Here is a 24803-nt window from a genome sequence, read left to right on the forward strand (position 1 = left end):
AGCCTTATGCAAGAAAATCTTGGTACGGTTTTATGAAATGCTCTTCAGTATATATCCCCTGTGCCGTTGCCAATTGGCTGCGCTCCTCACGGTCATAAATAATTCTGGTGATAGAATAATCCTGGTTCTTCAAACTTGGCTGATAGCAATCGGATGCTGCAGAATTGGCATTGTAAATTTCAGGACGATAAACCTTCTGAAAGGACTCCATCGTACTGATGGTAGCAATCAGCTCAAGCCCAGAGTAATCAGACAGCAAATCCCCACAAAAATAGAATGCCAACGGGGCCATACTGTTACGTGGCATAAAATATCGAACCTCCATACCCATTTTTCCGAAATATTGATCAGTCAGAGAAAATTCATGCTGCTGATATTCAAAACCTAGGATAGGATGATGATTTCCTGTTCTATGATACGTTCTATTGGTTGAGACACTAAGGCATATGACAGGAAGTTTTTTAAAATTTTCCTTATATAAATTTGAATTAATAAAACTTTTAAAAATATTCCCGTGTAAATCTCCGTAATTATTTGGGACACTAAACTCTGCTTTATCTTTATTATATTTTGGCAGAAAAACACTGAAATCATAATCTCGCACATACGAAGAAAAACTATTCCCTACCAGACCGTCTATCCGCTTGCTTTCCTTTTTATCGATGATTGTTGTATTTAGAACTTCAATCAACGGGAAACTAATTTTCTTATCAGGAGAATTTATATCCATACTGACAGAGACTATTTCGAGTTCAACTGAATAGCGATCCCTATCTATGTTATCCCAATGTGCCAGATCATTGAAACGATTATTTATCATCAACAGAACATTACGCAGGTTTTCCTGACGGCACTCCCCTCTCGCCAGGTTTGCGAAATTGGTCGTAAGGCGCGTTCTATCGGATGGTTGATAGTTTTCATCAAAACAAATTCGATCAATACTGAACTTATAATTATTTTTCATTATTACACTCCCACTTTAGAGAAAAATAATATTTTTATACTATATTAAAAATTCCTAATTCTGCATGATGGTAACCTTCACTATAAATGCGATTAAGATTGGTTCATGCTATATGCCTTAATTACACCATGAATAAAAATGATTTTATTTCATGAAAACATAAATATTATTCATGAATTGTCGTGGGAACCGCCTTTCAACTAGAGAAAATTCAGTTTTTAAGGGGTATTTAAAAAGCTTTTTGAAAATTATCGTAGACTGATGAGGGCACCCACGAGATGGCCCATGGCAGCAAAAAATCTGTCAATCTTCTCGCTACGGCCACGATCCATCGTCTTGCCAAAGCACAGCAGTTTTATTTTCGCTCATTGGGCATCTGTCAGTATGAAGCGATCCATATCAATCTTGGAACACCTTTAAACATCATAAAAGACTGTTTAAAAAAAGTATTGATGAAAAAAAGAAAAGTTCTTAGATGTCGACTTTTTTCAAAAAGGCGGAATATTCTGAATATTTTTAGAAAAATATTTGCCAAAATTTTTATAATTCCAGGAGGTTATTAAGGATAACTTTTCAAAAATTCTCTAAAAATCATAATACCCAGCAACCCCCAACTCCAAATTTTTCGAAGGACAGTTAACAGGTTAACCTTCTGACGCCGAAAGACCTATCTTCCCTATGTCGTCGGTCTGGCAACAAAGATAACCACCGCAGAGTTGAACCTGCAGGCAGCCTCTCAGCTAACGACTGACTGCACAGGCCACGACCATACATTCGTGCCATATCAATCTTGGCCCAAGTATCATGAATGAATATTTTGTTATCGAAAATTATGCTGCACTGATGTGTGTACTGTGGCAGCATTAAACACTGCCTTCCAATGGAAATTCATCGAAATATCAACGTTTTTTATTCAAAAAATAAACTCGAATAACGAATAAAATACACACCACGCAGGTAATTGACCTGAATATAAATATCGAAACAAACATGAATTTACATATCATATATTAATTTAATATATTATTTATAACATTTATCCTTGAACCCCAAATATCTGACCGATACCAGCCGTCACTGCCATGGCGATGATACCCCAAAAAATAACCCGCATTGCCGGACGCCAGGGTTCGGCGCCACCTGCGCGGGCTCCCACAAATCCCAACACAGCCAAGCCCGTCAGCGATACGGCAGAAACTGTCCATGATACTACTGCAGCCGGTGACAGCAGGGCTGCCAACACAGGCAATATGGCACCAGATGAGAATGCACCAGCTGATGCGAAAGCCGCCTGTACCGGACGCGCTGCCGTTGCCTCGGAAATTCCAAGTTCATCGCGGGCATGGGCACCCAACGCATCATGTTTCATCAGTTGAAGAGCAACCTTGCGCGCCAGAAGGTCGTCCAAGCCGCGTTGTCTATATATACTGGCCAATTCACCAACCTCGGCATCCCAACTGGTACCAAGTTCGTTTTTTTCACGTGCAAGGTCGGCTTTCTCTGAATCTGCCTGCGAACTGACAGAGACATATTCCCCTGCGGCCATTGACATGGCCCCTGCAACCAGACTGGAAATTCCTGCCAACAGAATGCTGGCCTGTGTTGCATGCGCACTGGCAACGCCAATAATCAGGCTTGATGTTGACAAGATACCATCATTTGCCCCCAGAACAGCAGCCCGCAACCAGCCCAGCCGCGATGTCGCGTGGATTTCCTGGGGACGACGCGCAGTGTTATTTTCCATATTCATCTGCTCTATCCTCTGTCATCAGCATTCTTTGAAGGACATGGTCCCGAAGAATGAAGTAATGAAAACACGCAGCCAGTGCGTGCCCCATCGCCAACGCCGTGATCAGCCAACCATTGCACTGATGCAGACGGTGCAGCAGATAAATCGTTGAAGCTGAAAATTTTTCGAATGGTGGCCTTATCTGCAGGGTCAGGAAGCTCATGGGCTGTCCGTTTCCCCATCGCCACAAATACCCCAGGGCCATTTCCAGTATTACCAGCCCGTACAGACTGTATTCCACGCCACGCGCCATTATATAGTCCAACCAGCGGTCAGCGGCGCGGATATGACGCCCCCATCCCATGCGCCAGATCATACGTATAGGAAACAGGACACTCAGCACCATGCCTGCTGTCAGGTGGAGTACGACCAGATGATGATGCAGCGGATTACGGAAAAGACCCCATATATTGGCACTCACGAACTGCAATATGACAATAAAAGCACAGACCCAATGAAACAGGATGGTCGGTTTATCATACCGCACGACAGTAAATGGGGTTTTCTGGTTCATCCCGACAACCTTATCTTGTAAACATGACGCGAACCTGAACGCGATCCCTTCACATATCATCAGGAATGGTCATGACCTCTGCATTGGGAAAACGTAAGGAAACCCGAAGCCCCCGTGCTGAACCGGCAAGAGGGGAAGACAATAGCAGGCTGGCATCCATCTGCCCGGCGATATTGCTGGCAATGGCCAGGCCAAGCCCGCTGCCATGGGCCACGGTACTGCCCCGCACGAACGGGCTGGTCAGTCGTGCCAGGGTATCCGGCGCAAGGGCGGTACAGTCATTGGCGATATCAATACTACCATCAGGACCAACCACGACCACCACGGGTGCAGCGGGATTGCCATGCAGTAATGCGTTTTCAAGCAGGTTGCGTATCAGGATGCCTGTTGCGTCCATATCCCCGCGAACGAACACATGGCCAATGCCATTTGTCGTTAGGACAAGCCTCCGGCCATCGGACAGGTTATGTTCCAGATCGTCCACCAGCACATGCAGCACCGACAACAGGTCAAAACGGTCACGCCGAAAAGCAACACCGGCAGAAGCACGCGAAAACTGGAGTAATTTTTCTACTGTCCGTCCCAGATGGCGGGTACGGTCAACAATGATATCCACCCTTTTACCTGCTTCAGACCCAGCGGGCAGGACCCGTCCCATCATCTGCACCTGTGCCAGAAGGGCGGCAAGCGGATTGCGCAGTTCATGCGCGGCACTTGCGGCAAAAGCCCGTTCGGTAGACAGGGCCGTTTCCAGCCGTGCCAGCAATGTATTAACCGCACTTTGTATGGAAATCAGTTCGATCGGCAGATCAAGCGGTGGAATAGGTTGCAGATTGCCACTGCCGCGTGCACGCATTTCGTCATGCAACCGGTCCAGCGGGCGCATGGCACGACGCACGATCAGGCGTACCAGCCACCAGATAACGGGCAGGAAAACCACCATCGGGACAATGGAAATCAGCATCGCCCGCCGCATGGCTTCCCGCCGATGAAACATTGGCTCCCCCACGATGACACGATATTGCCCAGTAATGGGAGCTGCCATGTAAACGCGGAAATGCGGCACATTGGCAAAGCCGGTTTGCCCCCCTCTGACAAAGGGGTCCTGCGGCGCATTTTGCGAACGCAGTACAACGCGACCGGATTCATCCATCACCTGATAGGCCAACGTACGCGGGCCAACTTCCGGCAGCCAGGCGATGGAAGAACCATTACTCAAATCATGCGACCGAGTGGCCACAGCCGCCTGAAGACGTTCGGCAACCTCCTGAAGCGAGTTATCCAGCCGTTCAGTCACCTCATAGCGGGTGAACCCGCCTACAGCGGCACTCAGCAACAGCAGACCCAGTATGACGACCAGCAGTACGCCGCTGACGATTCGTGTCGACAGGCTCCAACGTTTCATTGGTTGCCCTTTTCACCCAGGCAGTACCCCCGACCACGTATCGTACGAATGGTCGTATTGCCCACTTTGCGACGAAGGCGGCTTATGAACACTTCGACCGTGTTGCTCTCCACGTCCTGATCCAGTGCATACAGGACCGTATCAATCTGTTGGCGTGAATAGATCCGGCCAGGATTGCGCGATAGCAGTTCCATGATCGCCCACTCACGTGCGGTCAGATCCAGCACCCGCCCATCGCGCGATACAGAACGGCTTTCCCGATCAATTGCAATCTCGCCAATACGGCAATGCCCCCGTTGACGCGGGGCGGCATAACGCCGCGCCACGGCCACAATGCGGGCCACAAGTTCATTAAGGTCATAGGGTTTGACGATATAATCATCTGCGCCTTCGGACAGGCCGGCAATGCGGTCACTGATCTGGTCTTCCGCAGTGGTGATCAGGATGGCGATATCGGATGACGTCCTGCGGATGTCACGCAGCAGGTCACGCCCGTTTCCATCCGGCAGGCCAAGGTCAAGCAGCATGAAATCATAATCTACGGTCGCAATCGCCGCGCGTGCGTCCTCCAATGTCATGAACCAGTCAACCGCATGCCCATCAAGCCGCACGCGCTCCTGCACCGCCGCCCCAAGATCATGTTCATCTTCGACGATAAGAATACGCATCAACCCTGAACCTTTTCCCGCATGACCCGTGCATAGAGCGATGGCAACACCAGAAGCGTAAGCACCGTAGATGTCACCAGCCCACCAATAACCACACTGGCCAATGGACGCTCGACCTCAGCCCCTGCGCTTTCGGAAAACGCCATGGGAAAAAAGCCAAGGCTTGCCACCAGCGCCGTCGCCATGACGGGACGGAAACGGGATTCCGCAGCCGCGAACGCCGCCTGTACCACAGCCATCCCCTGCCCCCGCAGGGCCGCGATCTCACTGACCAGCACCACACCGTTAAGGATGGCCACACCAAACAGCGCAATAAAACCAATCCCGGCCGAAATGCTGAACGGCAGGCCGCGCAATGTCAGTGCCACAATACCGCCGGTTGCCGCCACCGGCAGGTTGACAAACACCAGCAATGCGGGCCGTACTGCACCAAAGGCCACCACCAGCAGTGCAAAAATCAGGCACAGTGCAATCGGCAACACGATTTCCAACCGCAGTACCGCCGATTGCAGGTTACGGAACTGCCCATCCCACTGCATCGTATAGCCTGCGGGCAACTTCACATCCCGTGCCACGCGGGCCTGTGCTTCAGCCACGTAGGAGGCAAGATCCCGCCCACGCACGTTGGCCTGCACCACCATCCGCCGGCGCACCCGGTCGCGACTTATGCGCGGCGGTCCATCGACTTCATGCACATGCGCCACCTGGGAGAGCAGCACATTCCCCTGCCCGTCCATCCGCCGGACCTGCAGCGCGCCAATCGCCGATGCAGACCGGGCGGCATGGGGATCAAGGCGGACCTGTGTGCTGATGATGGCGTTATCGACGATCACCGGCCTTGCGCCAATGTGTCCCCCGATCGCCTCCACCGTATCCAGGATGTCCTGTACCGCCACATTCCGGCTGGCAGCCTGTGTACGGTCTATATCAGCCACGATCAGCGGCACGATGCCATCACCCGCCGCCGCCACGTCCGCCGCCCCCTTTACACCCGACATGGCAGCCACCACCCGATCACCCAGATCAGCCAGCGTGGCAAGATCATCGCCAAAGATCGACACAGCAATCTGGGTACGCACGCCTGACAGCAGATCATCCATACGCATCTGGACCGGCTGGCTCCATGAATAGAGCGCATCGGGCAGTTCACGCCGCAGGGCATCGTCCATCGCCGCCACAAGCCCCGCCTGCGTGCGGGCGGTTTTCCAGGTGGCAGGCGGGTTGAGAAAGATGAAGCTATCGGTTTCGTTCACGCCCATAGGATCGGTCGGGATGGCCGATGTGCCAGTATTGCTGACCACGGAGCGAACTTCGGGAAACCGACGCAGGATCTGCTCCTGCTTCGTAACCGACACCAACACGGTATCGAGAGAAGCCGAGGGAAGCCGCGTCGTCGTAACCGCCAGCGCACCTTCGTCAAGCTGGGGTATGAACTCCCCCCCCAATCGTGTGGCCAGCAATGCTGACATAACCAGGACCGCAATCGTGCCGCCAAACAGGATGCGTGGATGCGTCTCCCCCCATGTCACCATATGGGTATAGGGTCGGCGGAGCCACGCAATCAGCCGTGTATCGCCCACAGGCCGCACGCCCCCCAGCCCAAGGGCGGCCAGCACGGGGATACAGACGAAGCAGTACGCCAACGATGCAAGCAGCGCCATGATGACCGTCTGTGCCATGGGACGGAACATATGTCCCTCAATCCCCTGCAATGTCAGGATGGGCAAGTAGACCATGATGATGACAAGTATGGCGAACCCGACCGGTCGCATGACCTGCTGCACGGACGAAACCACCAATGGGACGAATTGCGCCTCCGGCTCCTCCTCGCGCCGCGACAGGACATGTTCGATCACAACAAGTGAGCCATCGACGATCATGCCAAAATCAATGGCGCCAAGACTGAGCAGGTTGGCCGAGATGCCAAACTGCCGCATGCCAGCCATAGCGCAGACAAGCGCCACTGGAATGACCGAGGCAATGACCAGTGCCGCCTGCCAACTGCCGATCACCACCACCAGCACCCCCACCACCAGTACCGCCCCCATCAGCAGATTGTCGCGAACAGTGGCGATGGTCTGTCCCGTAAGAGTGGCGCGCGTGTAATAGGGGTCCAGCGTCACACCTGCGGGCAACGCCTGCCTGATACCCGGCAGGGCGCGCCCTATCGCGGCCAGGGTGGCATTGGAACTGGCCCCGCTTTCCATCATCACCACACCGATCACAATCTCCCCCTGCCCATCGCGTGTGACAGCACCCAGCCGGGTACGGGGGGCCGTGGTGATGCGTCCGAGATCACGTAACCGCACGACGGAACCATCGGCGTTGGTTCGCACGGCAATGTTGCCGAAATCCGCAAGACTGCCGACCAGCCCACGTCCGACTACGCTCTGCTGTTCGGCATGATGCGTGATCCACCCACCACCGGACGCCGCGTTGGCAGCATCCACCGCGCGATAAACCTCGCCCAGCGACAGGTTGCCGCCAATCAACCGCGCAGGGTCCAATGTCACCTGATAGGTTTCTTCCGCCCCACCATTGACATTGACATCCACCACACCGGGAACAAGACGCATCTGCGGCACCACGGTCCAGTTCATGATGCGGTTGAGTTCCATAAGCGAACGCCCCGGACCACGGATCTGGAACTGCATGATCTCGCCCATGCCTGTCGCCAGCGGTCCCATGCTGACGCTAATGCCTGGTACGGATATGTTCGCACGCGCCTGCTGTATGCGCTCGTTCACACGGGTGCGGTCAAGATTGATATCGGTTTCATCGGCGAACTGCACATACACCACCGATACCCCCCCGCGGGAGACTGAGCGCAGGTCGGTCATGCCGGGAATCCCGGTCATGCTGGCCTCCACGGGAAAGGTGATGAGTTTTTCCACTTCCTCCGTCGCAAGGCCGGGCGCCACGACCGAGACAAGCACCTGCTTTGGCGAAATGTCGGGCACAGCCTCCACCGGCAGGCCTGACACCGCCATGATGCCTGCCGCCAGCACCAGTCCCAGCCCTCCCAGAACCAGCATACGTGCCTGTAACAGGGCCTCAAGGTATCTGCGCGCCATCAGTCCGCATCCATCCCGGCAAGACCGATGACCGACCGCAGGGCGAAACTGCCATGCCCCACGACAGTCTCCCCCGCCTTCAGGCCGGACCGCAGCACGGCCTGCGTCCCGTCATCCAGCGCGACATCGACCACAGCGGGTCGGTAATCGGTCTGGTCCATGCGCACGAACACGACGTTTTGCCCGTTAATCCGCTGAACCGCCTCTGATGGAACGATAATGCCCGTCACAGCGTCATGCTGTGCCAACGTGGCATCCAGCACCATACCGGGAACCAGCACGCCTGTAGGATTGGGTACATTGCTGATAACCCGGACCAGCCCCGTCAACGGGCTGGCCATGCCATCGACCGTATCAATATGGGAGAGCAGAGAACGACCTGCCACCTGTGTTACCTGCTGCCCCCCCGGTGCGACCCTGACGGCCTGGTCAGGAGGGATGTCGGAGACAAGCCACACAATGGACAGATCCGCGACCGTGGCCACATCAATGGTGGGGTCCACATCGCCCGCCACGGATGTACCAATCGCCTGTACCATACCATCAACTGGGGAAATCAGGGTCGAGGTCTCGTCCTCCCCGCTCTGGCCGCCCTGCTCAGAAGAAGAATTGAACTCCTCCGCAAAACGATGGCCCAGTGTGCCAACATCCGCCTGACGGGCACGCAGGGTTGCATCCGCCTGCGCCAGCGCATCCTGCCTGCGGCGCAGTTCGGCCATGGATACGCTTTCACCCACCAGCGCCCTTGCGCGCTGCACAGCGCCTGCCGCATCGGCACGGGCCGCGATGGCAGCCGCAAGTGCCGCGCGCATCTGAACCGCCTGCAGGCGCGCGACATGCAAGGAGTGATCCTGATAACGCAGCAGCGCCTGCCCGTGATGCACAACGCTTCCCGGTTGCACAAGAATGGTCAGCACCTTGCCTGTTCCGGCGGGGTGAATATGCACAACCCGTGCCGTGTCGGGCATGACCCGGCTTATGACGGGTTGCGTGGCGGCAATCGTGCCGGACACGGCCAGGACGACGCTGATGCCTTCATTGGGCACGGCTGCGGCATCCAGTTTCACAACCGGTGGCAACGCCACCTGTTCAGCGTGCGCCGACATGCAGGACAGGCCCACAAACAGCAGGGCAGTCGGCAGATGCTTCATGGCATCACACCAGTTGCAATCAACATACGGATGGTGGCGACATGCCACTCTACCTCTGCCCTCTGACTGACCAGTCGGGTATTGGCGGCGGCCTGGCGGGCCTGAAGTGCGATGTCCAGGCCGCTTTCCCCCACGCGCCAGGCCCGTTCCTGCGCTGCCGCACGCTTTTCCATGTTTTCTGCGGCAAGCTGCGTTGCCCGCCGTGCCGTGGTGGCGGCAATCAGGCGTTCACGCACCCGCGTCATCTCCAGATGTATCATACGTCGCGCCTGTATTTCCTGACTGCTGGCCGTGGCCAGCCGGTTGCGGGCTTCGGACATGATGGGGGTATTACGGACCTCACTGGGCAGGGGGATACTGAAATTCAGTCCCACACGGTCATCCCACGGGCTGCCGTACTGCTTTTCATGGATCGCATCGACGCCGATTTCAGGGTTGGGCATGAACGAGCGACGCGCCAGCTTCATGTTGGCCTCTGCGGCCTCCACATTACGGTGTGCCACCTTGATACGGGGATCGTTATCTTCCATGTCACGTGGTGCGATGAAACGAGCATGCGCAACATCGTCCCCCCCATAACGACCCAGATCCGGCACCGCCGGATGGCCGAGCAACACCTCCAGAGAAGCGGCTGCATTCGCGGCCTCCTCCTGCGCCAGTGCCAGTTCATTACGGGCATTTTCCATAGCAGCCTGTGCCATCTGCCCATCGACAGAGGCCAGTTCGCCGCCATGTACTGCACGTGTGGCGCTGCCAGCCATGCGGGCCGTCGCATCGTACAATGTATGGGCGACATCCACCCGGGCACGCGCCATCAGAACCGCAGCACCAGCATCAAGCACGCGAATGGACAACGCCATATGTTCAACATTGAGCTGTTCGTCCAGAGATGCAGCTTCCGCGTTTGCGACCTTTTGCGTGGCACTTCCCTGGCCGGGCAACCATAGCGGCACAGACACACCACCCTGATAGGTTGTGTATCCTTCATTACTGCCCAGCATATGGTCATCCATATACTCACCCGAGAGGGTCGGGCCACCTGCAAACCATGACCCCGCCGCGTTGGCGCGGGCACGGGCGGAATGGTGGCCAACCTGCAATTCCGTACGGACAGGATCTATGGCCCAGGCCATGCTGACTGCTTCATGAAATGATGTGTCAGGTCCCGGCATCGCCATCACGGGATTGGCCCATATGACGGAAAAAACCGCGGCTATAAACAGCTTTGGACGCATTGGGCCTGTCAGTTCCCTTCCATCATGGAATAACAGGCCCACCACGTTCGATCCGTGCGGCAAAGTCGTTCCACAGGCGTGTCGCCGCCAGGTTGATATCTGCCTTCACTGAAAAAGGAGACTGGCTGCGCGAAAACACCGAAAGCGACATCCGTTCCCCGATGACGAAACGCCCCTGGGAAAACAGCATGACAGACAGCGATCCCTGCTGCCCCTGTCCCATGGGGCGCGTTACTGCGATCCTCATGTGAGGTGGCGGCGTGGCAATGCGATGAAACGCACGCAATTCCCCTTCACCTGATGGGCAGGTTACGCTGTCCAGCACCGCATCGCGCAGGACAGAATGTGGATAACCGCCATAGGCACCATCAACATGCAGGCGCACACCCTGTTCCACATTGCGGCATATATCGTCCGTATCCGCCGCCGTTTCGGCATGGGCGACACAACCACACATGCTGATCATCATCAGGACCGGCAGCCCGTAACGTACCATCCATTGCATGATTTATATGCCCAGCCTTCCGTGATACGATCTGTCCAGACCACCGAACCGGTGGCCATTGATCGTATAACAGACCAACATGACGCGAACCTGAACAGGCGCAAGACATGGCACGGCGGCATCGCACAAGAAGACAACCGCGCAACAATATTGAGGAAAATATAAATTCTTCAAAAAACAAATAATTTTTAAGTTTATTTTTATTATATTTGAAAATAATAAATAATAAACGGCGTGAAATTATTGAAAATTTAGCAAAAACGTCATATTGCGCAGGATGTTCTGTCTGTATAATAACGTCTTTGATTGCAATATTTTTGCATAAGAATATGAGAATCACTTGCAAGTATGCGAACTGACATCCTGCAAAATACCAGAAGTTTCCAGTCCTGGATATTTCCATTGGCTATGTCATGGCATGCTTGTCGCAGGTTTCTTCGCTTTCGCCCCCGATACCGGTTATACCCAAACTCCCCTTATGGATGGACAGGCCATGCTTGGTCGATCTGTGCCGTTCCTGGCACAGATCGACCAAGCAACCGCACGTAATTCGTGGCAGGTCGATACACTCACCAACAGCCAGAATCGCGACACACCCTATGGTGGGGGCAGTAACCTGCTTGGGACCGTCGGGGGGCTGCGCCCATGGCTAGGCCGCTATGGCATAGCCTTGAACATTCAGGATACAAACGAACTATGGGGTAATATTACGGGCGGGATTGCCAGCAGCAATGGCAATGGCAATGGCAATGGCAATGGCAGGGGATCGGACACTGGTCCGGCCTATATCGGCGTGACCATGCCAACACTGACGGCAGATCTGGAAAAACTGATGGGCCTGAAGGGGGGAACTTTCAACATAAGCGCCCTGCAGATTCGGGGACGCCCCATTACCCAGGACCGTCTGGCCGATTTCAATCCCATCAGCGGATTTGAAGCTGGTCGCTCCACCCGCCTGTTTGAACTGTGGTACCAGCAATCCTTTCTACGGGGCGCGCTGGATATCAAGCTAGGTCAGCAGGATCTCGACACGGAATTCCTGATCAGTGATTACGCAGCCCTTTATCTGAATGCCAATTTCGGCTGGCCGATGGGACCATCGGTCAACCTTTACGGTGGTGGTCCTTCATGGCCCCTCGCCTCACCTGCGATCCGTCTGCGCTATCGACCCAAAGGGAACTATACGGTCATGTTTGCGGCAGCAGATGACAATCCGTCAGAAACTGACAACAATCCATCGAACAGTTCATCTCCGCGCCCGAACGCAAATCAGAGCATCGCCATAAGCCAGACAATGAATGATAACAGCGGTACCCGGTTTAATATGGGGACCGGCGCCTTGCTGATAACTGAACTTCAATATGCTCTGAATCCACAATCTGATGACCGCGGACTGACCAGCAGGCAGTCCGGCTTGCCCGGCATCTATAAGCTTGGTGGCTATTACGACACAGGACGATTTCCAGATTACCGTTACAACACGCAGGGGCAATCTCTTGGCACAGATGGTGGCACACCGCGACAGGATCGGGGGAACTGGCTGATTTACGGAATAATAGATCAGTTGATCTGGCGCCCTGCCCCTGATGCATCACGCGCGTTGGGTATATTTGTACGGGCGACGGGAAATCGTGGCGATCGCAATGCCATAAGCTTCGCCATTGATGCAGGCCTGAATCTGAAGGCCCCCTTTCCCAACAGGGTCAATGACACCTTGGGGTTCGGTTGGGGGATGGGCCGGGCGACATCGGGATTACGCGCCTATGACCGCATGCGCGGCGCAATGGTGCAAGGGAATGAAAACCATTTTGAACTGACCTATCAGGCTCAGGTCATGCCATGGATGGTTGTGCAACCTGATTTTCAGTATGTCCTGCACCCCATGGGCGGTGCGGGCGACCCATCCCATCCAGCACGCGCCATCGGAAACGAAGCCGTTTTCGGCCTGCATACAAACGTTAACTTCTAACTGGATAAGATCAAACGTGATGATGCATGCACACGAACCGGGTTTTCCTGGTACATGTCACGCAGGACAGCAACAGGAAATGCCTGCATTTTCCGTTGCTTCAGAATGTTACACTGCTGTGTAGCCCGAAAATAGCTTCGTCATGCACACGCAGGCCCTTACTATCGAGAATACCGCCACTGGGTGACACGATACCCTGAATATCAGGCTGAAGCATGAACCATGGCGTAACCTGGATTTGATAGGTCAGTTCCAGATGATATTCGGTTCCCTGTGCGGGTTGGCCGGAACGCCGGTCAGCCCGTGCCAGATCGGGGCTAGCCGCGCCCAGGCCGGCTCCAAGCCCCACGACATCGCCTTCACGTTGAAACGGTCCCTTCAGAACCATTCCCCCATCAACCGCATAAACAATCTGGTTGCGGTCCGTATCCGCAGTCCAGTTCCCACGGATGAAAGCATCGAGTTCCGTCACTCTGCCCAAATGCTGCAGGGTCTGATCGCCAAGGGCATAAATGGCCCAGTTTGTTTTATGGCTTTTTGTAAAATCAGCCTGATCTGGAAATCGACCGGTATCAAAATAACCACCAATTTTATATGTGCCTGCCCGCCCCGATATGTCCCGCCGGTATTGCATCTCCCCAAAGAAAAGCGCACCTGTATCGAAATTAAATCGTGTTCCGCCGGGATCGCGGTTCTGATTCCACGGGTCCCTTACATTAATGAAAGGGGCACCAATGGGATTATCATCAGCAGCCGCAACCAAAAAATTCCATCGTGGAGACAGGGTATAGCGCAGCCGTATCGCCGGCGTCGTCACGGGTGATACAGGCCCCTGATCATACAGGTCATTATCGGGCATGATGGGCCAGGAAAAGGAAGCATTCAGGAAATTCAGTCCAACGCCGCTGACCATGAAATCATGCCCAAGGTCCAGCTTGCCAATACGGAATGCCAGTCGTTCCCCCATGAATTTCTGGCTGTACCATAATTCATATAATCGACCGTTATCATCAGCTTCGATATTCGAGGTCTGGTTGAAAACATACAAAGGGACATTACTGAATGGTCGTCCACGAATCTCCATGGCACTGATATCGAACGTTCCCAACGGCAGACCTGTCAACAGATGCAGATCCGTCACCATTTCAATGGCCGTGGAGCCAATATAGTTATTTGATGCCTGCGCGCCCCCCACAGGATCAGACCATAATTCGTTCGTATCGGATATGCGGATATCAACCCCCTGCCTGAGCAGCCAGTTCCGCAATCCACCCCAGTCACCCGAAAGATGGGCATGCGGGTCAATATGATCAGGGATATTCTGTTGCGGCGTAACACCTGCGCTTAATACGCTGATGGGAACCGTTTGTGCATATGCGGTGGAAGTCATCATCGCGAGAGTCATTATATATGGCAATAAACGAAAGAGCCTGATTTTCCATATATACGACAATTTATTTATGCACACTCAGATATAAATATAATATATTTCACAATATTCATTATTTTATAAATGTCACTCCCTGAAATATCAACCCTGACCGTCCTGAACTACAGCAACCCAAAGGGAGCATTTGCAAAAAATATGTTATTTCAACCACTTAATTTTCTATAATATATTCTCTCCCCATCATTATCAGTCAATATTCTCTTTATGAAAAAGCCCCAATATGCCAAGCGCAATCTTGTTCTCCATGGCAGCCCCATATATTATATATGAAATTCAATTCGTTCTCATGCTCAATCTTTATGCCCTGATATCCTGTTATCCGGCATCATACCCAACCATGACATAGGCCGCTTCATCAACACCTGCCTTAATTCTTGAAATATTGATGACAATACGCATTCCACCCGGCTGAATGCCCATGATGCATTGCTTTTTAACCTAATCACACAGTGAAGTCATCAAATGAACTCTCGTAATCAGGAATCCCCAGTACATGTCCTGCTTGTGGAGGATGACCAAAATACGGCCCGTTACGTCAGCGAAGGGCTGTTGCCTGAAAACATCGTCGTTCATACAGCGTCAGATGGACATGAAGGACTGCGCCTGGCGCAGCAATGCCGATGGGATGTCATTCTTCTTGACAGGATGCTGCCGGGAATGGATGGCCTGTCCATCCTGACCCGTTTGCGCGGGGATGGCATGGCAACGCCGATTATTTTTCTTACAACCATGGATAGTGTTCCCAGCCGCGTCGGCGGTCTGCGGCAGGGAGCGGATGATTATATGGTCAAGCCATTCGCCGTGCGGGAACTTGCAGCACGCATTCAGGTACTTCTGCGGCGTACCAGACTGACCCATCATGCGCTGCTTATCCGTATAGCAGATATCGAACTGGATCTGCTTGCGCGTTCCATTACACGAAATGGCAGGAAAATTTTGCTACAGCCGCAGGAAATGAACCTTCTGGAATTTTTTATGCGCAATCCACGCACTGTTCTTTCGCGTCAGACGCTGCTGAAATACGTATGGAACATGGATTTTCCCGTCCGCACCAACATCGTGGAAACCCACCTTAGTCGCCTGCGCGAAAAACTGGGGCGGAATGCGGCGCCCGTCATCCACACAGTAAAAGGCCGTGGCTATATCATGACGCCGCCTGAGGATGCACTTTAACAGGATGCCTAGATTTGGTATTATAGAGATACGCCGCATCATCGCCAGCGCCTCATTTCGTATCGTGACACTATTTGCCTGCCTTTTCATATTGGGCGGCACGATCATGACAGTTATGTCCGGCCTTTACAGTCAGGCTGCCCTGCGTCAGGAAATACGACAGCAGGTACAAAACGAAGGACATGAAACATTTGCAGATGCCCTGATTGCCGATGTTCCCCACCTTCTCCCGGTTGTAAGGGGGTTGGTGCAACATGAACCCGGTTTTCATTATCTGCTTCAGGGGCCAGGACAGAATATTGTCGCTGGCAATATGCTGCACCTGCGCCCCGTTCCTGGCGAACGCTGGCTGTCATGGGCCCATCGACTTCCCATGGAAACGAATCAGAATATTGTTTATGGGGTTGGTTACATCCTCAACGATGGTGGGTATTACTTCGTTGGTATAGATGCATCCTCCCTGACGCATCTGCAACATGACTTATGGACAACGCTCCTGTGGGAGATTGCAGGATTCGGCCTGATCGGGATTGCGGGTGGACTTTTTCTTAGCAGTATAATCCTGAAATGGATCGAAACCACAAGCATGGCTGCACGCAGCATCATGCAGGGTGATATGTCACGCCGCATTCCGCTGCGGGGAACGCATGATGAACTGGATCACCTTTCGGAAAGCCTCAATGCGATGCTTGATCGAAATGAAGCACTGATTGTTAGCCTGCGACAGGTATCCAATGATATTGCTCATGATATGCGTCGCCCTTTGTCACGTATGCGTCAGAATCTGGAATGCGCCATTTTGGAACATGTTCCCGCCGATACAATGCGTGAGCAGGTCGGGTTTGCAATCGATGACCTGGATGCCGCACTGGAAATATTTTCTTCATTGCTAAAACTGGCTCAGCTTGAATCGGGCGCATGGAATGATAAACTGGAATTGCTTGATCCAGACCAATTACTGGAATCAGTTCTTGATCCCTATCGTCCAGTTATGGAAGATCGTGGTCAGAAATTGATTACCAAAGTCATGGATGCCTGCCCAACCATCATGGGCCATCCCGTTCTCCTGCGGCAGGCTTTTTCCAATCTGATTGAAAATGCCATGCGCCATACACCAGAAAAAACCATGATAACAGCCCGCATCCAGACACTGGATAACAGGATCTGCGTGGAAATCGCGGATAACGGCCCTGGCATTCCACTGGGGGCCATGCACCATGTGTTCGACCGCTTTGTCCGCCTGGATACAAGCCGCACACATGACGGCAATGGCCTTGGGCTGAGCATGGTAAAAGCCATCATTCAGCTTCACAAAGGCACCATCACCCTGTCCGACAATAATCCTGGCCTGAGATGTATTGTCATGCTTCCTGTAGATATACGTAAATAAAAAATATACCCCAACATTCAGAACAAAATGTATTAAAAATTACCAATTTATAAAATACAATGAAAATATGTTCTTTTATTATGAAATATATCGCGTTTCAGTCCATTCAATGCCAACGATCAGGATACGGTGATAAAAAATACGACATACCGCACCTGATGAATGGATTATTTCATGTGCCAGAACCGAAACAAAATCCTGTCAGAGAAATCATAATCCACGAAAATTGTCCCATTTGATACATATTTTTTATCAATGGGCATCAATCCAGAACAGGTTACCAATAGCAGGAACCATCTGACATCGGATCTAAACACATCACACTGATTTTATTAAGTTTTTTCCTTCGGGTCTGCTTTCTAAAATAATCCCAATATTGGGATTATTTCATACACGCCTGCATGATTTTTTATATTTTAATAAAGGAAGTTTTTAAAAATTTCCAAATTATTCTTTAGAACGTAGGATATATATGACACATTCAGGAACCCAGCATATCCACGCAGGGCATAAAATTGGCAACAAATAATTCAGGTGGAATTTTCACGTATATAAAAAAATAATGCTCCTGATAATAATATTCTCTTGCTCTTTGTCTGCATGAAGCCAGATGGAATGTTTTCTTCCTGTCGGGTAACAGTCATCCTGTCCCGAACAAGACAGAATATTCATGATTGCGTTGATATTTCTATACAGGATACAACTCAATATCGACCGGGGAAGTGCGTAAAATGACGGAATATTTTTTACTGTCTTCCCGCGTATTTTATCGACCAATGATCGCAATTATAATTTTTTGCACAATGATGACCATGATTGTCGCATCCCTTCTGGCCATGACGTTGTGCCCGATTATCCGCCCCCAGCCCCCTGGGTTGTGGCCAAATGTACTGGCAATCGAAACGGCAATTGACACCCTGCGCACCAGTTCTCCTACCACGCGTGAGGCCATCGCACGCAGTATGTCCACGGCTGATACACGGTTTCGAACCACAGCGCCCTTCCCCTGCCTGCCAATCCAGACCAAACATGTTTCTGTCCTGCTGCGGCGCATTCTCAAGGCACAGCCAAACAATCGGGATGCCATCATCACGGACTCAACCTGTATCGTCGACCCAAGTGGCCTGACCTCCACCCATATCGACATGCCGCAGGACAGGATTTTCATTACCGTCCATAACCATCTCAATCATCAGCGCTCACAATGCATACGTACGACATTGCCGATGATCATAATGTTCCTGTCGCTGCCTGTCGTAATGGGCTCCCTTTTGTTATGGTGCCTGTGGCGCATTAACCGCTCACTAAGCTTACGGACCGACAACGGACAAACCTTTGTCCATGGCATAACGTCCATGCCCCTGGTCAGACATAAACCGGTGGCACCGCATTACATCTCCCGGGCCTTTCACGACATGATGCTGAAGATCAGTCATGACCTGCATGCGCCGCTGACACGGCTCTCCATGCGGATTGAAATCATGGGCAGCCCGGATGCCGCCCCTGCCGCGCTGCGCAATGATTTATGGCTTATGAACCGGATACTGAATGGGACATTGTCATTCCTGAAGCGGAAGGGCGACACGGAACCGACAAAGCAGGTTGATATCAGTAGCCTGGTGCAAGAGGTCTGCTTTACTTACCGGGCGAGCAACACGCACGTAAATTATCAGGGCAATTCCAACCTGATCTGCATCTGTCAATCTGTCGCCATCACCCGCGTGGTGAAGACCCTGATCGACAATGCCAGAACATTCAGCAGTCAGGTGCAGGTCCGTACTTTCAGGGATGTTCATGAAGCCATTATAGAAGTTGCCGATCATGATCCCGGCATCCCATATGACATGCATGATATTGCACTCCCTCCCATCGCTCGGCTGAACCCGGTAGGCAATGCGGATGGGGGCCTGGGGCTTCCCATCATTTATGACATCGTGCAGCGCCATCGGGGCAGGCTGACATTCCACCATAACCAGCCAACGGGCCTGTGTGTACGTATTGCCCTGCCACTTGATCCGTATGGATCCATGGTCAGCATCTCGTGAGCAATCATCTATCTGCAGATAGGGCATCCGCATGAAACACTTCATCGATCATTGCCAGCTAACCCGCCCCTGATACCCCCTTGTGACCCCAGGCCCCCTTAATCATAGAGATGGACGAGACATGACGCACATACACCGGAATATTACCGTTTTACCAACGGTAAAACAGTTAATGCACCTTCCTCTTGCGATTGGTTCCAACAAAAGGATTCAATCATAATGACCGACATCTGCAAGGTTCTGATGATCTTTCCCCTTTTCAATGCAGGATCATTCTGGAATTACAAGGAAGCCTGTGATCTGACCGGTGCGCGTTATCCTGCCGCGCCGCTTGGCCTGATTACGGTTGCGGCCCTGCTGCCCAAAGAATGGGATGTCAGGCTGGTCAATCGCAATACCGAAGACCTGAGCGATGAGGACTTCCGCTGGGCCGACATGGTGATGACCGGCGGGATGCTGCCACAGCGTAATGACACGCAGCATATCATCGACCTCTGCCGCGCCAGCAACAAGCCGGTGGTCGTTGGCGGGCCCGATGTCACATCCAGTCCCGCCCTGTATGGCAATGCGAATTTCCAGGTCCTGGGCGAGGCCGAGGAAATCATGGGCGATTTCATCGCGGCATGGCGCCGCGGCGCGCGGGAGGGCACTTTTCAGGCCCCCATGGGCAAGACCGACGTCACTAAAAGCCCGCTTCCCCGCTTTGACCTGCTGAAACTGGACCAGTATCTTCATGTCGGGGTCCAGTTTTCACGCGGGTGCCCGTTCAGTTGCGAATTCTGCGATATCATCGAACTGTATGGCCGCGTGCCGCGCACCAAGACGAATGCGCAGGTCATGGCCGAACTCGATGCGCTGTATAACCTTGGCTATCGCGGCCATGTGGATTTTGTCGATGACAACCTGATCGGCAACAAAAAGGCGCTCAAGAAGTTCCTGCCGGACCTGAAACGCTGGCAGGCCGAAAGGAAATTCCCGTTCGAGTTCTCGACCGAAGCCTCCATCAACCTTGCCGATGACCCAGACCTTCTGCATAGCCTGTCGGATACGAATTTCTTTGCGATCTTCGTCGGGATCGAAAGCCCGGATACCGATACGCTTGTCATGACGCAGAAAAAGCAGAATACAAGGCGCAGCCTGCAACAGAGCATCGAGACAATCCACAGGGCCGGTATTTTCGTAAATGCGGGGTTCATCGTCGGCTTTGACAGCGAAAAGAGCAGCGTCGCCGCCGGCATGATCGCATGTATCGAGGATACGGCAATCCCGGTCTGCATGGTCGGGCTGCTTTATGCCCTGCCCACGACGCAACTGACACGCCGCCTGCTGGCCGAAGGACGCCTTTTCCCCGCCGATGACCAGACGCAGTCGGGGGACCAGTGTACGGCGGGCCTGAATTTCGAAACGAAACGGCCACGTCGGGATGTGCTCAATGATTACCGGACGGTGCTTAAGGCGATCTATGACCCGGTGGCCTATTTCGGCCGGGTGCGCCGCCTGGGCCGGATGCTGAAGCGGGAGCGCGCGCACCGGATGATCAAGGGCGACCTGCGCAGTTTCGCCCGCCTGATACTGCGCATACACCGCGCAGGCCCCGGCACGGCCGGACAGTTCTGGCGCATGCTGATCGACTGTGCCCTGCATAATCCCAAGGCCGTGCCCTATGTTATCATGACAAGCGCCCTCTATCTCCATCTAGGCCCGTTCTCACGGCAGGTCATCGCAGAAATCGATCGTGAAATCGCAAATGTCGATCAGGGGCATAAACAAGTTATGCCCATCATGCAGCCTGCCAAGGAGGTACTCGTGCCTGCATGATACCACCAAAGCCCGGACGATCGATCATGCCAAGATAGCCTGCACAATCAATGACAGGACCGCATCGCGACCTGGAGCACGCAACCGGTCTCTACTTTTTTTATTAACCGGGTCGGGACAGTAGCCGTTCCAGCCGCAGTCTTCCCCGATTGTCCATCAATCGCCAGACCGTAAGATATGCTGCGACCGTTGCGCCGATCAGGTTGCCACTGACGATCAGCGACATCAGCAGAACCTGATATCTGGATGCATCCAGAGGATTCATGCCTGCCAGTATCTGTCCTGTCATAATGCCGGGCATGGTAATGATCCCGGCGGCGGCCATCTGGTTTAGCGTGGGAAGCAGGGCGGTACGGGCCGCCTGACGAATAAGTCCATTCATTGCCTGTGCACGGGTCGCCCCGAGAATGATCCGCGCCTCAATTGCCTGGCGTTCACGTGTAATGGCAGACAGCAGCGTGTTCATCGACAGGCTGGTTGCATTCATGACATTGCCCAGCAGCAGGCCCGTCAGGGGAATTGCCGTACGCGCCACATACCATGGATGGGGCTGGAGTGCAGTCCTCAACCCGATCAACGCCACAATGAGCGTTCCTGTCACTGTCGCTGCCCCGGCAATCCCGAAATGCCAGCCCGAACCCAACCGATCATGCTGACGCGCCCCTGCCTCATAAGTGGCAGCACAGAACATGCATGTCAGCAACCCGACCGTCAGCCACACCGAGGCGTGACCAAACACAAACAACAGCACGCTGCCAACAAGGGCAAGCTGTGCCGCCATACGCACGGCGGATACCAGCAGCAGTCTATGCAGCCCCAATGACAGAAAAAATGACAGGGCGGCACCGGTAACAATAAGCGCAACAGCAACCAGAAGATCTGCTGTCGTCAGTACGATCGGGCTCATGCCAGTATCTCTTCCAGATGCCCATGCCTCATCTGAAACTGTCGGTCAGCCATACGCTCGGCCTGGCGCATATTGTGGGAAACAAGAACAATGGCCACTCCTTGTGCCCGTAACGCCTGCAGGACAGTTTCCACCTTGTCCGTCGTTGCACCATCCAACGCCGAACAGGGTTCATCCAGCAGGAGGACACGGGGATTCAGCCGTATCGCCCTGATCAGCGCCAACCGCTGACGTTCCCCCGTTGACAGGCGCGAGAGCGGCGTGCGCAAACAATCTGTCCGAAGACCAAGACGTACGACCAGATCGCGCACTTCGTCCGTATCCGCCATATGGTCCGTCACGACATCCGACCACCATGCAGGTTCCGCCGGAACATACTGCACCAGACGACGCCACCGGTCCGCAGGCATGGCTGAGCAGGCCTTCCCATCAACCTGTGCGTCCCCCTCATGCGGGTCAAGGTCGGCAATCATACGCAGCATCACCGTTTTTCCACTGCCTGACTCCCCGGTAATTGTAATGCATTCACCTGCGGCAAGCACAAACGTGAACGGACCACCATGAGCCGACTGTAATGCCAGAACTGCCAAGACCGATACCATCCCTGTGGCAGTATCCCCATCCGTCATCATCCATCCCCCGGAACGGCCAACACCCATCATCACATAAAAAGTCAGTCATGTTGCATTTGCTTCAGGACTGTTGCCTATATTGGCATATGCTGGATATACGCAATATTACGACCTGTTAGACCTTGAAATTCTTCCGATATTGTAGGGATGAAAGAAGGAGATAGAACAGGCATTTTTACGGATGAGACGTGGACGATCTGGGACATGGGAGCCTGACCAGCCATTCCCGCGAAACGACGTGATGCACCGGTCGCCCGCCCCAAATGGGCCTATCGGTGTCGGCATCTCGTTGAGAACCTCTGGTCTCGCCTCAAGAAATGGCGTGCAGTCGCAACCAGATATGAAAAACAGCAACATCGTTCCTCGCGGTCATCCATATCGCTGCCGCAGCAGACTGGATCAAGCCCTAACACGCCGTAGGCTGCAAACACAGTCAATACATACCCGCATTTCGAAATCTACCTGTTTTCTGCATGGTCTTACCATAATTCTGGTACATGCGCGCCGTGTCTCTTTTATTGCGGGGACCAGACGAACATAGAGACTATTAAAAATAGAAATATCAGAAATATTTTTTAAAACCCAAAAACGAACAATACATGATTCTGGAAATTCCCCTCCCTAAAAAATGAACCATACGTTGTTGCGTCCACCAAGAAATATAGACGGCCATTTAATATTTTTCATGATATTAACAGGCCAGAACCTTGTAATATGTACAAAATTCTCTCCCCACCGTAATCAATCAGATTTTTATTACCACTAACGCGATATCAGAATTACATATTACTGTATTTTTAGAATAACCGGAGCGCTGCTGGCTGGGACAGTCTTGTCCCTGAGTTTTTGAATATCACTTACCAAGACGCGAGCCCCCCGGTTTCCCCATGACGAACGGATGAATGTCAGCACATCTGCAATGTCTTTGTCCGAAAGCTGCGCGCGATATGATGGCATCCGATAGGCATCTGGTATACCATTTGCCACGATACGGGCGGAACCATTCAGCGTGATGTTGATGGCCGAAGAACTATCAGACGCCAGAGACGACGCAACCCCGGCCAGCGGTGGAATCCACTGCCCCTGCCCGCGGCCATCCACGCCATGGCAAAAACGACATTTCGCCATATAGATCTGCGCACCCGGTACACCCTGTTGTCCTACAGGTTCCAGGGCGGCAGTCTGTGTCGGTTCATAATGCCACGAGGACGTATCACGCTGCCCATCGGTGGGCAGGGATTTGAGGTAATGTGCAACAGCACGCAGATCATCATCCGTGAAGAACTGCGTTGAATTATTAAAAACCTCTGTCATGGAGCCAAAAACAACGGCATGCGTATTCCGGCCGGTCTTCAGGAAATGAAAGACATCGTCTTCACTCCACCGACCCAACCCCGTATTGGGGTCATTACGCAGGCTGGGTGCAAACCACCCGTCAATCAACGCGCCGGACACAAACGTCCGACTGTGGCTGTCTGCCCCCTTCTCATTGAACGCCAGCCCTCGTGGCGTATGACACGCCCCACAATGCCCGGCCCCTTCGACAAGATAGGCGCCCCGGTTCCACTGGACGTCCTTAGAGGCATCTGGCTGATAAACACCAAACCGGGCAAAAGTTACATTCCATAATGCCAGAGGCCACCGCATGTTCAGCGGCCAGGGGATCGTGCTTTTCCGGTTCTCCTGATGAACGGCCGGAACACCATACATGAAATAGGCATAAAGCGCACGGACATCGTCATCCGATATCCGGGCATAGGACGGATATGGCATGGCCGGGTAGAGGCGATGCCCGTCTTTTGCCACGCCAGAGCGAAGCGCCCTGTCAAAATCCGCCAGCGTATAGGTGCCGATACCCGTGTCACGATCAGGCGTGATGTTCGTGGCAAAGATCGCACCCATCGGCGTTACCATCTTCAGCCCCCCTGCATAGGCCGTCCCACCCGGCGCAGTATGGCAGGCCACACAATCCGCCAGACGCGCGACATAATCCCCGCGTGCGACAAGTGCGATCGCGCGTTCCTCCTGCGGGCCTGTCTGGTCAAAAGGCGATGCTGGCACCCGGGTCACGAACCATGACATTCCCGAAACCAGAACGGCTGACACAGGAACCA

Annotated in this window: 18 protein-coding genes and 2 pseudogenes; 7 read left to right on the top strand and 13 right to left on the bottom strand. The window is 53.2% G+C overall.

What is annotated here, in order from left to right:
- Positions 1-4: 4 nt before the first annotated feature.
- From IFJ82_RS09065 to IFJ82_RS09105, 9 genes are all read right to left on the bottom strand, one after another.
- Positions 5-964 carry a DUF1852 domain-containing protein gene (locus IFJ82_RS09065; protein WP_075594755.1) on the bottom strand — a complete coding sequence of 320 codons (960 nt, stop codon included), beginning with the start codon at positions 962-964 and terminating at the stop codon, positions 5-7.
- Between the two features lie 1036 nt (positions 965-2000).
- Positions 2001-2708, bottom strand: a complete 708-nt coding sequence (locus IFJ82_RS09070) for a VIT1/CCC1 transporter family protein (RefSeq protein WP_192266448.1) — start codon at positions 2706-2708, stop codon at positions 2001-2003.
- Positions 2698-3267, bottom strand: coding sequence for a cytochrome b (locus tag IFJ82_RS09075; RefSeq protein ID WP_225578603.1), 570 nt, complete (start codon positions 3265-3267; stop codon positions 2698-2700). The genes IFJ82_RS09070 and IFJ82_RS09075 overlap by 11 nt, the downstream gene beginning before the upstream one ends.
- Before the next feature lie 49 nt (positions 3268-3316).
- Entirely contained in the window at positions 3317-4672 is a 1356-nt protein-coding gene (locus IFJ82_RS09080; RefSeq protein WP_192264007.1) for a sensor histidine kinase, read from the bottom strand.
- Entirely contained in the window at positions 4669-5340 is a 672-nt protein-coding gene (locus IFJ82_RS09085; protein ID WP_192264010.1) for a response regulator transcription factor, read from the bottom strand. Before IFJ82_RS09085 ends, IFJ82_RS09080 begins: the two co-directional genes overlap by 4 nt.
- The gene (locus tag IFJ82_RS09090) at positions 5340-8414 is read right to left on the bottom strand and encodes an efflux RND transporter permease subunit (RefSeq protein ID WP_192264012.1); all 3075 of its coding nucleotides are present in this window, start codon (positions 8412-8414) and stop codon (positions 5340-5342) included. Before IFJ82_RS09090 ends, IFJ82_RS09085 begins: the two co-directional genes overlap by 1 nt.
- Positions 8414-9565, bottom strand: coding sequence for an efflux RND transporter periplasmic adaptor subunit (locus IFJ82_RS09095; protein WP_192264015.1), 1152 nt, complete (start codon positions 9563-9565; stop codon positions 8414-8416). Before IFJ82_RS09095 ends, IFJ82_RS09090 begins: the two co-directional genes overlap by 1 nt.
- On the bottom strand, positions 9562-10743 hold the full coding sequence (locus IFJ82_RS09100; RefSeq protein ID WP_247067728.1) for a TolC family protein: 1182 nt from the start codon (positions 10741-10743) through the stop codon (positions 9562-9564). The genes IFJ82_RS09095 and IFJ82_RS09100 overlap by 4 nt, the downstream gene beginning before the upstream one ends.
- 79 nt (positions 10744-10822) lie before the next feature.
- Positions 10823-11305 (bottom strand): hypothetical protein, encoded by a 483-nt coding sequence (locus IFJ82_RS09105; RefSeq protein ID WP_192264018.1) that lies wholly within the window; start codon positions 11303-11305, stop codon positions 10823-10825.
- A gap of 418 nt (positions 11306-11723) precedes the next feature.
- Here IFJ82_RS09105 and IFJ82_RS09110 point away from each other — a divergent pair, with 418 nt between their 5' ends.
- Positions 11724-13274, top strand: coding sequence for a carbohydrate porin (locus tag IFJ82_RS09110; protein WP_408901682.1), 1551 nt, complete (start codon positions 11724-11726; stop codon positions 13272-13274).
- Positions 13275-13374: 100 nt separating this feature from the next.
- Here the strand turns inward: IFJ82_RS09110 and IFJ82_RS09115 are convergent, their stop codons facing one another.
- Positions 13375-14727: a carbohydrate porin gene (locus IFJ82_RS09115; RefSeq protein WP_225578604.1), complete on the bottom strand. Its 1353-nt coding sequence runs from the start codon at positions 14725-14727 to the stop codon at positions 13375-13377.
- 459 nt (positions 14728-15186) lie between these two features.
- On the opposite strand from IFJ82_RS09115, the gene IFJ82_RS09120 reads away from it, so the two are divergent.
- The 5 genes and pseudogenes from IFJ82_RS09120 (at position 15187) to IFJ82_RS15995 (ending at position 21150) form a co-directional block, all read left to right on the top strand.
- The gene (locus IFJ82_RS09120) at positions 15187-15897 is read left to right on the top strand and encodes a response regulator transcription factor (protein WP_192264023.1); all 711 of its coding nucleotides are present in this window, start codon (positions 15187-15189) and stop codon (positions 15895-15897) included.
- A gap of 4 nt (positions 15898-15901) precedes the next feature.
- On the top strand, positions 15902-17287 hold the full coding sequence (locus IFJ82_RS09125) for a sensor histidine kinase (protein ID WP_225578605.1): 1386 nt from the start codon (positions 15902-15904) through the stop codon (positions 17285-17287).
- 812 nt (positions 17288-18099) lie between these two features.
- Positions 18100-19332, top strand: coding sequence for a sensor histidine kinase (locus IFJ82_RS09130; RefSeq protein WP_225578606.1), 1233 nt, complete (start codon positions 18100-18102; stop codon positions 19330-19332).
- Between the two features lie 663 nt (positions 19333-19995).
- Positions 19996-20487, top strand: a pseudogene (locus IFJ82_RS15990) (B12-binding domain-containing radical SAM protein); the annotation flags it as partial.
- Positions 20488-20607: 120 nt separating this feature from the next.
- Positions 20608-21150 carry a DUF4070 domain-containing protein gene (locus IFJ82_RS15995; RefSeq protein WP_408901712.1) on the top strand — a complete coding sequence of 181 codons (543 nt, stop codon included), beginning with the start codon at positions 20608-20610 and terminating at the stop codon, positions 21148-21150.
- A 103-nt stretch (positions 21151-21253) separates the two neighbouring features.
- Here IFJ82_RS15995 and IFJ82_RS09140 read toward each other — a convergent pair whose 3' ends face one another.
- Both IFJ82_RS09140 and IFJ82_RS09145 read right to left on the bottom strand, forming a co-directional pair.
- On the bottom strand, positions 21254-22057 hold the full coding sequence (locus IFJ82_RS09140) for an ABC transporter permease (protein ID WP_192264034.1): 804 nt from the start codon (positions 22055-22057) through the stop codon (positions 21254-21256).
- A complete protein-coding gene (locus IFJ82_RS09145; RefSeq protein ID WP_225578607.1) occupies positions 22054-22719 on the bottom strand; it encodes an ABC transporter ATP-binding protein in 666 nt (221 codons plus the stop codon). Before IFJ82_RS09145 ends, IFJ82_RS09140 begins: the two co-directional genes overlap by 4 nt.
- 186 nt (positions 22720-22905) lie before the next feature.
- Between IFJ82_RS09145 and IFJ82_RS15720 the strand changes: the two are divergent.
- Positions 22906-23099, top strand: a pseudogene (locus IFJ82_RS15720) (transposase); the annotation flags it as partial.
- Between the two features lie 376 nt (positions 23100-23475).
- On the opposite strand, the gene IFJ82_RS09150 reads toward IFJ82_RS15720, so the two are convergent.
- Positions 23476-24759 (bottom strand): c-type cytochrome, encoded by a 1284-nt coding sequence (locus tag IFJ82_RS09150; RefSeq protein WP_225578608.1) that lies wholly within the window; start codon positions 24757-24759, stop codon positions 23476-23478.
- Between the last annotated feature and the right edge of the window lie 44 nt (positions 24760-24803).

Source organism: Novacetimonas hansenii (assembly GCF_014843995.1).
Lineage (GTDB): Bacteria > Pseudomonadota > Alphaproteobacteria > Acetobacterales > Acetobacteraceae > Novacetimonas > Novacetimonas hansenii.

Coding starts and splice junctions, on each gene's coding strand:
- IFJ82_RS09065 (WP_075594755.1), bottom strand. CDS start 964: ATGAAAAATAATTATAAGTTCAGTATTGATCGAATTTGTTTTGATGAA.
- IFJ82_RS09070 (WP_192266448.1), bottom strand. CDS start 2,708: ATGGAAAATAACACTGCGCGTCGTCCCCAGGAAATCCACGCGACATCG.
- IFJ82_RS09075 (WP_225578603.1), bottom strand. CDS start 3,267: ATGAACCAGAAAACCCCATTTACTGTCGTGCGGTATGATAAACCGACC.
- IFJ82_RS09080 (WP_192264007.1), bottom strand. CDS start 4,672: ATGAAACGTTGGAGCCTGTCGACACGAATCGTCAGCGGCGTACTGCTG.
- IFJ82_RS09085 (WP_192264010.1), bottom strand. CDS start 5,340: ATGCGTATTCTTATCGTCGAAGATGAACATGATCTTGGGGCGGCGGTG.
- IFJ82_RS09090 (WP_192264012.1), bottom strand. CDS start 8,414: ATGGCGCGCAGATACCTTGAGGCCCTGTTACAGGCACGTATGCTGGTT.
- IFJ82_RS09095 (WP_192264015.1), bottom strand. CDS start 9,565: ATGAAGCATCTGCCGACTGCCCTGCTGTTTGTGGGCCTGTCCTGCATG.
- IFJ82_RS09100 (WP_247067728.1), bottom strand. CDS start 10,743: ATGGCGATGCCGGGACCTGACACATCATTTCATGAAGCAGTCAGCATG.
- IFJ82_RS09105 (WP_192264018.1), bottom strand. CDS start 11,305: ATGCAATGGATGGTACGTTACGGGCTGCCGGTCCTGATGATGATCAGC.
- IFJ82_RS09110 (WP_408901682.1), top strand. CDS start 11,724: ATGCTTGTCGCAGGTTTCTTCGCTTTCGCCCCCGATACCGGTTATACC.
- IFJ82_RS09120 (WP_192264023.1), top strand. CDS start 15,187: ATGAACTCTCGTAATCAGGAATCCCCAGTACATGTCCTGCTTGTGGAG.
- IFJ82_RS09125 (WP_225578605.1), top strand. CDS start 15,902: ATGCCTAGATTTGGTATTATAGAGATACGCCGCATCATCGCCAGCGCC.
- IFJ82_RS09130 (WP_225578606.1), top strand. CDS start 18,100: ATGATTGTCGCATCCCTTCTGGCCATGACGTTGTGCCCGATTATCCGC.
- IFJ82_RS15995 (WP_408901712.1), top strand. CDS start 20,608: ATGGTCGGGCTGCTTTATGCCCTGCCCACGACGCAACTGACACGCCGC.
- IFJ82_RS09140 (WP_192264034.1), bottom strand. CDS start 22,057: ATGAGCCCGATCGTACTGACGACAGCAGATCTTCTGGTTGCTGTTGCG.
- IFJ82_RS09145 (WP_225578607.1), bottom strand. CDS start 22,719: ATGATGGGTGTTGGCCGTTCCGGGGGATGGATGATGACGGATGGGGAT.